The sequence below is a fragment of the Streptomyces sp. SID3343 genome (assembly GCF_009865215.1).
In the GTDB taxonomy this organism is placed as follows: Bacteria; Actinomycetota; Actinomycetes; order Streptomycetales; family Streptomycetaceae; genus Embleya.
Genome location: NZ_WWJX01001475.1, coordinates 1 through 7610, shown reverse-complemented (window position 1 = coordinate 7610; position 7610 = coordinate 1). Strand labels below are relative to the sequence as shown.

Genomic DNA, 7610 nt, shown 5'->3' with positions numbered 1-7610 from the left:
GAGGGTCACCACATCGAGCTTGACGTCCGAGTGCGCGCGGTAGAAGGCGCGCAGCAGACCGGCCGCCGAGGTCCGACGGCCGATCACGTCGACCCGCAGTGCGCGACGGCCCGGGTCGACGGAGGCGGCGGCCTGCTCCGCGGCGAGTTGGAGAGCGCGGGCGTGCGGAAGGAACGCCTGCCCGTCCACGGTGAGTTGGGCTCCGCGCGGGGTGCGGATGAACAACTGCACGCCGATGTCCTTCTCCAGAGCGGCGATGCGCTTGGACACGGCCTGCTGGGTGATCGACAGCCGGGCGGCGGCGGTCTGGAACTGTCCCGCGTCGACAGCGGCGATGAAGGTGCGTACGGCGGTGAGATCCACGTCGAGCATCCTAGGGATACAACCGAGCGTTGTGCGATGTGGGCAACGTGGTTGTTTGATCCCAGGTCGGGGTGCTCGATTTGATGTCACCGAACAACGCTCGGTTTCATCTCGGAGGTGACCCACCCGTGCCGGAGTCCTTCGTCCACCTGCACAACCACACCGAATACTCGATGTTGGACGGCGCCCAGAAGCTCAAGCCGATGTTCGGCGAAGTCGCCCGGCAGCGAATGCCCGCGATCGCGATGAGCGACCACGGCAACATGTTCGGCGCCCACGAGTTCGCGCAGGTCGCCAAGGGCTTCGACGGTGTCAAGCCGATCATCGGGATCGAGGCGTACGTGGCGCCTTCCTCCCGATTCCATCGGAAACAGGAGTTCTGGGGGCCGGGCGGCCGACGGGCCGTGAACAGCGACGGCGAGGGTTCGAAGGACGTCTCCGGGGGCGGCCGCTTCACGCACATGACCATGTGGGCACGCGACGTCCAGGGGCTGCGAAACCTGTTCTGGCTCGGGACGCAGGCCAGCTACCAGGGCCAGTTCCCGGCCGGCAAGCCGCGCATGGACCGCGAGCTGATCGCCTCGCGACCGGAGGGCATCATCGCCACGACCGGCTGCCCGTCCGGCGAGATTCAGACCCGCCTGCGGCTGAATCAGTACGACGAGGCGAAGGCCGCCGCCGCGGCCTACCAGGAGATCTTCGGCCGGGAGAACTACTTCGTCGAGGTGATGGATCACGGCCTGGACATCGAACGCGACGTCCGCGACGGCCTGCTGCGGGTGGCCAAGGACTTGAACATCCCTTTCCTGGCCACCAACGACGCGCACTACGTCACCGAGGACCAGGCCGAGGCCCACGACAGCCTGCTGTGCATCGGCGTCGGCAAGAACAAGGACGACCCCAGGCGGTTCCGCTTCAGCGGTTCCGGCTACTACCTCAAGACACCCGCGCAGATGCGCAGTCTGTTCGCCGAACTACCGGACGCCTGCGACAACACGCTGCTGGTCGCCGAGCGCGTCGAGTCCTACGACGAGGTCTTCGACCACGTCGACGAGATGCCGCGGTTCCCGGACGTGCCGGAGGGCGAAACCCAGGAGTCGTGGCTGCGCAAGGAGGTCCTCGCAGGCTTGGCCGTGCGCTATGGGGACCCGATCCCCGCGCACGTCGAAGAGCGCTTCGAGACCGAGATGTCGGTCATCGGCCCGATGGGTTTCAGCTCGTACTTCCTCGTCGTGGCGGACATCTGCCGGCACGCCCGGGACAACCGGATCCCCGTCGGTCCCGGTCGCGGCTCGGCCACCGGCTCCATCGTGGCCTACGCCACCCGCATCACCGAGCTGTGTCCGCTGGAACACGGCCTGCTGTTCGAGCGGTTCCTCAACCCGGAGCGCATCAACCCTCCCGACGTCGACCTCGACTTCGACGACCGCCGGCGCGACCGCATGGTCCGCTACGTCACCGAGAAGTACGGCGACGAGTACACCGCCATGGTGAACACGTTCGGCCGGATCAAGGCCAAGAACGCGATCAAGGACTCCTCACGCATCCTGGGCTACCCGTACTCCCACGGCGAGCGGATCACCAAGGCCCTCCCCCCGGACCAGAACGGCACGTCGGCCCCGCTGGCGGCCGCCTTCGACCCCTCCCACGAGCGCTACCCCGAGGCGGCCGAGATCCGCCGGATGTACGACGACGAACCGGACGTGAAGCGGGTGCTGGACACCGCTCGCGGCGTCGAGGGGCTGACCCGCGGCACCGGTGTGCACGCCGCAGCGGTGATCCTGTCCAAGACCAGACTCACCGACCGGATCCCGCTGCACATGCGGGCCTCGGACGGGGTGCGGATCACCGGGTTCGACTACCCCTCGTGCGAGGCGATGGGCCTGATCAAGATGGACTTCCTGGGGCTGCGCAACCTGGGCGTCATCGACCAGGCCATCGGTAACATCCGCGAGAACCGGGGCATCGACCTGGCGACCGTGGATCCCTTGGACGGCAACCCCTCGACCGTGGTGATCCCGCTGGACGACGTCAGGACGTACCGACTCCTGGCCGAGGGCAACACGTTCGGGGTCTTCCAGCTCGACGGCGGCGGCATGCGCGTGCTGTTGCGGCAGATGGAACCGACCAGGTTCGAGGACATCGCGGCCGTCAACGCCCTCTACCGCCCGGGCCCGATGGCGGCGAACGCGCACACCAACTACGCCCACCGCAAGACCGGCCGCCAGGAGATCACCCCGATCCACCCCGACCTGCGCGACGCCCTGGAACCGATCCTGGGCAACACCTTCCACCTGCTCGTCTACCAGGAGCAGATCATGGCCATCGCACGGGAGTTGGCCGGCTACACCCTCGGCGGCGCCGACCTGCTGCGCCGGGCGATGGGTAAGAAGAAGCCGGAGGTACTGGCCGCGGAATGGGACAAGTTCCACAACGGCATGCTGGTCAACGGCTATCCCGAGGAGGCGATCAAGGCCCTGTGGGACGTCATGCTCCCCTTCTCCGGCTACGCCTTCAACAAGTCCCACACCGCCGGCTACGGCCTCGTCTCGTACTGGACCGCCTATCTCAAGGCGAACCATCCGGCCGAGTACATGGCCGCCCTGCTCACCTCCGTCGGTGACGACAAGGACAAGGCCGGGATCTACCTGGCCGACGCCCGCCACAACGGCGTTCGGGTGCTCCGGCCCGATGTCAACGAATCCGTCGGGGAGTTCACCGCCGTCGGTGACGACGTCCGGTTCGGGCTGCGGTCGGTGCGCAACGTCGGCGACGCAGTCATCGAGGCCGTCGTCGACGCGCGCCGCCGGAAGGGGAAGTTCGCCTCCTTCTCCGACTTCCTGGACAAGGTCGACCTGCCCGCATTGAACAAAAGGGCCGTGGAGTCCTTGATCAAGGCCGGCACCTTCGACTCGCTGGGGCATTCGCGGATGGGCCTGACCGCGGTCCACGAGGAGGCGATCGACGCCGTCATCCCGGTGAAGAAGGCGGCCGCCTTCGGGCAGGACGATCTCTTCGCCGATCCGCGAGGACGAGGCAGCGACGAACCGGTCTTCGGCCTGGACTTTCCCGTCGACGACGCGGAGTGGCCACGTCGGCAACTCCTGGCGACCGAACGCGAGATGCTCGGTCTGTACGTCTCCGCCCACCCGCTGGACGGCGCCGAGCACATCCTTTCCGGCGCGCGCGACTGCTCCATCGCCGAATTGCTCGCGTCCGCGCGCACCGCCGGGGACGTACGGCTCTCCGGGCTGATCACCGGCATCCAGCTCAAGACGACCAAGCAGGGCAACGCGTGGGCCATCGTCAACCTCGCGGATCGAGACGCCGGCGTCGAAGTGCTGTTCTTCCCCGCCACCTACCCGCTCGTGCGACACGCGCTGGCCGAGGACAACGTCGTCACCGTCTCGGGCCGGATCGAGGACCGGGACGGAACGGTGAGCGTCTTCGGCAGGGAGATGGCGGTGCTGGACGTGTCCTCGGCCGAACACGGGGGGCGGCCGCCCGTCCGGCTCGCACTCCCCTCCCATCGGATCACCGAGCGATCGGTGGGTGAACTGAAGAGGATCCTCGCCGCCCACCCGGGCGACAGTCCGGTCCACCTCACCGTTCGCGGCCCACGCACGACCACGACCTACGCGCTGCAACCCACGGTCGACGCCGCCGGCATCGCCTCCGACGTCAAGGGAACGTTCGGAACCGAGGCGTGGACGGGCATCGCCTGACGAGCACGACGTCGGCGCCGGGCGGCCGCTCGGGCGGGCGCGGTGCTCGATCGGGCCCAGTGTTCAGCGGGCCGGCTCTTCGTCGCGAGTGGGGCCCGGTCGAGCAGGATGTCCAGGAGCCGGCTGCCGAGGTGGCCGGGGGGAGCGGTGATGACGATCACGTTTCGAGTCTCGGCGCGGGGCGGCTGCGGCGTCCGCTACCCTTCCCGGCGATTGATACCCTGAAGGCATGGATCTCGACCTGCGCAAGCTCCGCTATTTCGTCGCGGTGGCCGAGCACCGGCACTTCGGCCGGGCGGCGGAACGGCTGTACATCGCCCAGCCGGTTCTCAGCCGTCAAATCCGGGCTTTCGAGCAGGAGTTGGCGTGCACTCTGCTGGTGCGGACCACTCGCAGCGTGGAGCTGACCGCCGCCGGGAAGCAGCTGTACGAGGAGGCGCAGGGCATCCTCGCGGCCGTCTCGGCGGCGGTGCGACGCGTGCACGACGCCGAGCACAGCGTCCAACGGCTCGTGGTCGCCTTCTCCGCCGGCTTGCACGTGTCCGACGCGATCCGGGCGTTCACCGTGCGTCACCCCCACGTCGAGACCGACGTCGTCCCGGCGCGCTGGTGGGAACCGGACGCGCCGCTGCGGGACGGCCGGGCCCGGGTGGGATACCTGCGGATGCCGTTCGACGACTCGGGACTGCACACCATCCCGGTCGGCCTCGAACCCAAGGTCGCCTGCATGCCCGCTGCACACTCACTGGCGTGCCGTGACGAGCTCACCGTCGCCGACCTCGCCGACGAACGGATGCTCGACACGTCGAGGCGGCGAGCGTCTTCGTTGGAAGAGAAATTCGAACTCGTCGCCGCCGGGCGCGGAACAGCGCTGGTCCCGCTGAGCGTCGCGCGCTCCTACTCCCGCCCCGACCTCGTGCACATCCCCGTCACGGACGCCCCGAGCGTACGGACGTGCCTGGCCGTCGCCCTCGCCGACCGGCACGAGAGGCTGGTGCGCGACTTCCTGGAAATCGCCACCGCGACCCTGCGCCACACCTGAGCGATCGCCACCGTGGCGACGGAGTCGAATCTCACGCGGTCGTCGGGGGTACCCGCAGTGCCTCCCTCGGATTGCGGGACGGGCTTACGCTGAGGAGATGGCCACGATCGATCCACGCACCGATATTCGGGAGTTTCTCAGCTCGCGTCGCGCCCGCATCGCGCCCGCGCAGGCGGGTCTGCCCGCCTACGGCGGCAACCGTCGGGTCAAAGGTCTGCGCCGCGAGGAGGTGGCGCTGCTGGCAGGGGTATCGGTCGACTACTACGTGCGCATGGAGCGCGGCAGCCTCTCCGGCGCCTCCGACGGCGTGCTCGACGCGTTGGCCTCTGCCTTGCAACTCGACGAGGCCGAGCGCGACCACCTGTTCCACCTCGCGCGCCGATCCGGGGCGCCCGGGAGCCCACGCCGGCGCAGGCCTGCCGGGTCGGTGCGCTCGACGCTGCAGCAGGTGCTCGACGCCATCTCCGATGCACCGGCCTCGATCGGTAACGCACGTTATGACGTGCTCGCCATGAATCGACTCGCCCGCGCGTTGTATTCACCGATGCCGGCCGACCCGCGACGGCCCGCGAACACAGCGCGGTTCGTCTATCTGAACCCCGAGGCGGCCAGAGACTTCTTCGTCGACTACGACCACGTCGCCGATGTCGTGGCCGCGAAGCTGCGCATGGAGGCCGGCCGCGATCCGCACGACGAGGAGCTGATCGCCCTGGTCGGCGAACTGTCGACGTGCAGTGAGCTGTTTCGGCAGCGGTGGGCGTCCCAGAACGTGCGGCTGCACCGGTCCGGGCGCAAGCGGATCCACCATCCGATCGTGGGCCGGCTCGACTTGGACGTCGAGTCCCTGGAACTGCCCGCCGAACCCGGCCTGTACCTCAACGTCTACACCGCGCCCGCGGGCACGCCGACCGCTGACAATCTGGCGCTCCTGGCGTCGTGGGAGGCCACCCGACAGACGCCGGCGACCCGGCTCGATGCACCCAGCGGATAGCCGCAGGAAACGCCCGCCGTCGGAACTTCCGACCGCGACACCGGTTTCCCGGGCCGTTCCTACTCGGACCCCGGTTTCGGGTCGGCCCCGGATGGTCTAGCGGCCGGTCACCTCCAGTAGTCGGGTCTTGTGTGCGCTGCGCTCGAAGGTGCCGGCCGGGACGATGGTGACGGCCGGGCGGATGCTCAGGCGGTGGTGCATGGCGTCGGCGAAGCGGGCGGCCAGTTCCGGGTGGCGCTCGGGCGGGATGCCTTGGCCGGCTTCGACGGTGACCCGCAACGGCGGTACGACGCGCGGAGGTTGCCGGTCCAGCACGATGCGGATCTCGCCGGCCAGGTCGGGGACCAGGGAGGCGGCGACGTCCTTGACCGCGCTCGGGTAGACCTTGACGCCCTTGACGATCAGCAGGTCGTCGACGCGGCCGATCACCTTGATCCGCTCGCCCGGTCGGCCGCACGGGCACGGGTCGGTGAAGACCTGGTACACGTCGCCGACCGAATAGCGAAACGGCGGTGCGGCCTGCCAGCGCAGGGCCGTCTTGACGCGCTCGCCGATCGCGCCGTCCTCGGTCGGGATCCCTGCCTTCGTGGTGGGGTCGACCAGTTGCGTCGTGACGCACAGGTCGGGGGCCAGGACGTGCATGCCCTGGTAGTCGGTCGCGTCGCACGAGACGTTGATGACGCCGTGTACGCCGCCGAGGATGTCGTGTACGCGCGCGCCGCCCCAGCCCTCGGCGAGTTTGTCCCGGACCGCGGGCAGGCCGGCGCCGGGTTCGCCCGCGCACAGCAGGATCTCGATGCCCAGGCTCGCAGCCGAGCGGCCCAGTACCTCGGGGGCGCGCTCGATGAGGTGTTCGGCGTAGCTGGGGGTGCAGGCGAGTACCCGCGGCCGCATGAGCGCCAGCATGCGCAGGAGTTTGCCCGTGCCCGATTCGGCGCCCACCGGCACCGTCCGCATGCCGGCCCGCTCCAGTGCGCGGATCAGCGGGACGCCCGCCAGGTACATCGACAGGCCGAAGCCGACCACCACGCCGTCCCCGGGAGCCATGCCCATGAAGCGGAACGCGCGCGCCCAACTCTCGTCCGTGAGCGCGACGTCGGCGGCGGTGGACGCGTACAGGATCGGCGTACCGGTGGTCCCCGAGGTGGAGCTGACCGACACCACGTCGCGCACGTCGGCGCACAGGAAGTCGCCGAACGGGTGGCCGTCGGCCGCGAGCGAGGCGTCCTGAAGCCGGCGGTGCTCGGGCGGGGTCAGGAAGATCGGCAGGTCGTCGAGGTCGGCGACGGTACGCACGCGGGCCGGGTCGACGCCGAGCTCGGCGAACCGCCGCCGGTAGAAGGGGGCTTGCCCGAGGTATCCGATCTGGTCGCGCAGTGCCTGATCGCGGTCATCCGACATGGCCGGCTCCTTCGTGTTGCGAGGCGTGGGGGTCGCGTGACGCGGGCGCCGCGCCGGGGGCTGCGGACGCATCCGCGGCAGGGGCTCC

Annotated in this window: 5 protein-coding genes; 3 read left to right on the top strand and 2 right to left on the bottom strand. The window is 69.4% G+C overall.

The window, feature by feature from the left end; all coding sequences use genetic code 11:
• A partial coding sequence (locus GT354_RS47000) for a LysR family transcriptional regulator (RefSeq protein ID WP_161363845.1) occupies positions 1–363 on the bottom strand: 363 nt, incomplete at its 3' end.
• A gap of 128 nt (positions 364–491) precedes the next feature.
• On the opposite strand from GT354_RS47000, the gene dnaE reads away from it, so the two are divergent.
• From dnaE to GT354_RS46985, 3 genes are all read left to right on the top strand, one after another.
• Complete coding sequence (dnaE, locus tag GT354_RS46995; RefSeq protein WP_346012499.1) at positions 492–4088, top strand: DNA polymerase III subunit alpha; 3597 nt, start codon at positions 492–494, stop codon at positions 4086–4088.
• Between the two features lie 229 nt (positions 4089–4317).
• Positions 4318–5130 carry a LysR family transcriptional regulator gene (locus GT354_RS46990; RefSeq protein ID WP_161363841.1) on the top strand — a complete coding sequence of 271 codons (813 nt, stop codon included), beginning with the start codon at positions 4318–4320 and terminating at the stop codon, positions 5128–5130.
• A 97-nt stretch (positions 5131–5227) separates the two neighbouring features.
• Complete coding sequence (locus tag GT354_RS46985) at positions 5228–6121, top strand: helix-turn-helix transcriptional regulator (RefSeq protein WP_161363840.1); 894 nt, start codon at positions 5228–5230, stop codon at positions 6119–6121.
• Positions 6122–6217: 96 nt separating this feature from the next.
• Here GT354_RS46985 and GT354_RS46980 read toward each other — a convergent pair whose 3' ends face one another.
• The gene (locus tag GT354_RS46980) at positions 6218–7522 is read right to left on the bottom strand and encodes a phenylacetate--CoA ligase (RefSeq protein ID WP_161363838.1); all 1305 of its coding nucleotides are present in this window, start codon (positions 7520–7522) and stop codon (positions 6218–6220) included.
• Positions 7523–7610 lie beyond the last annotated feature (88 nt).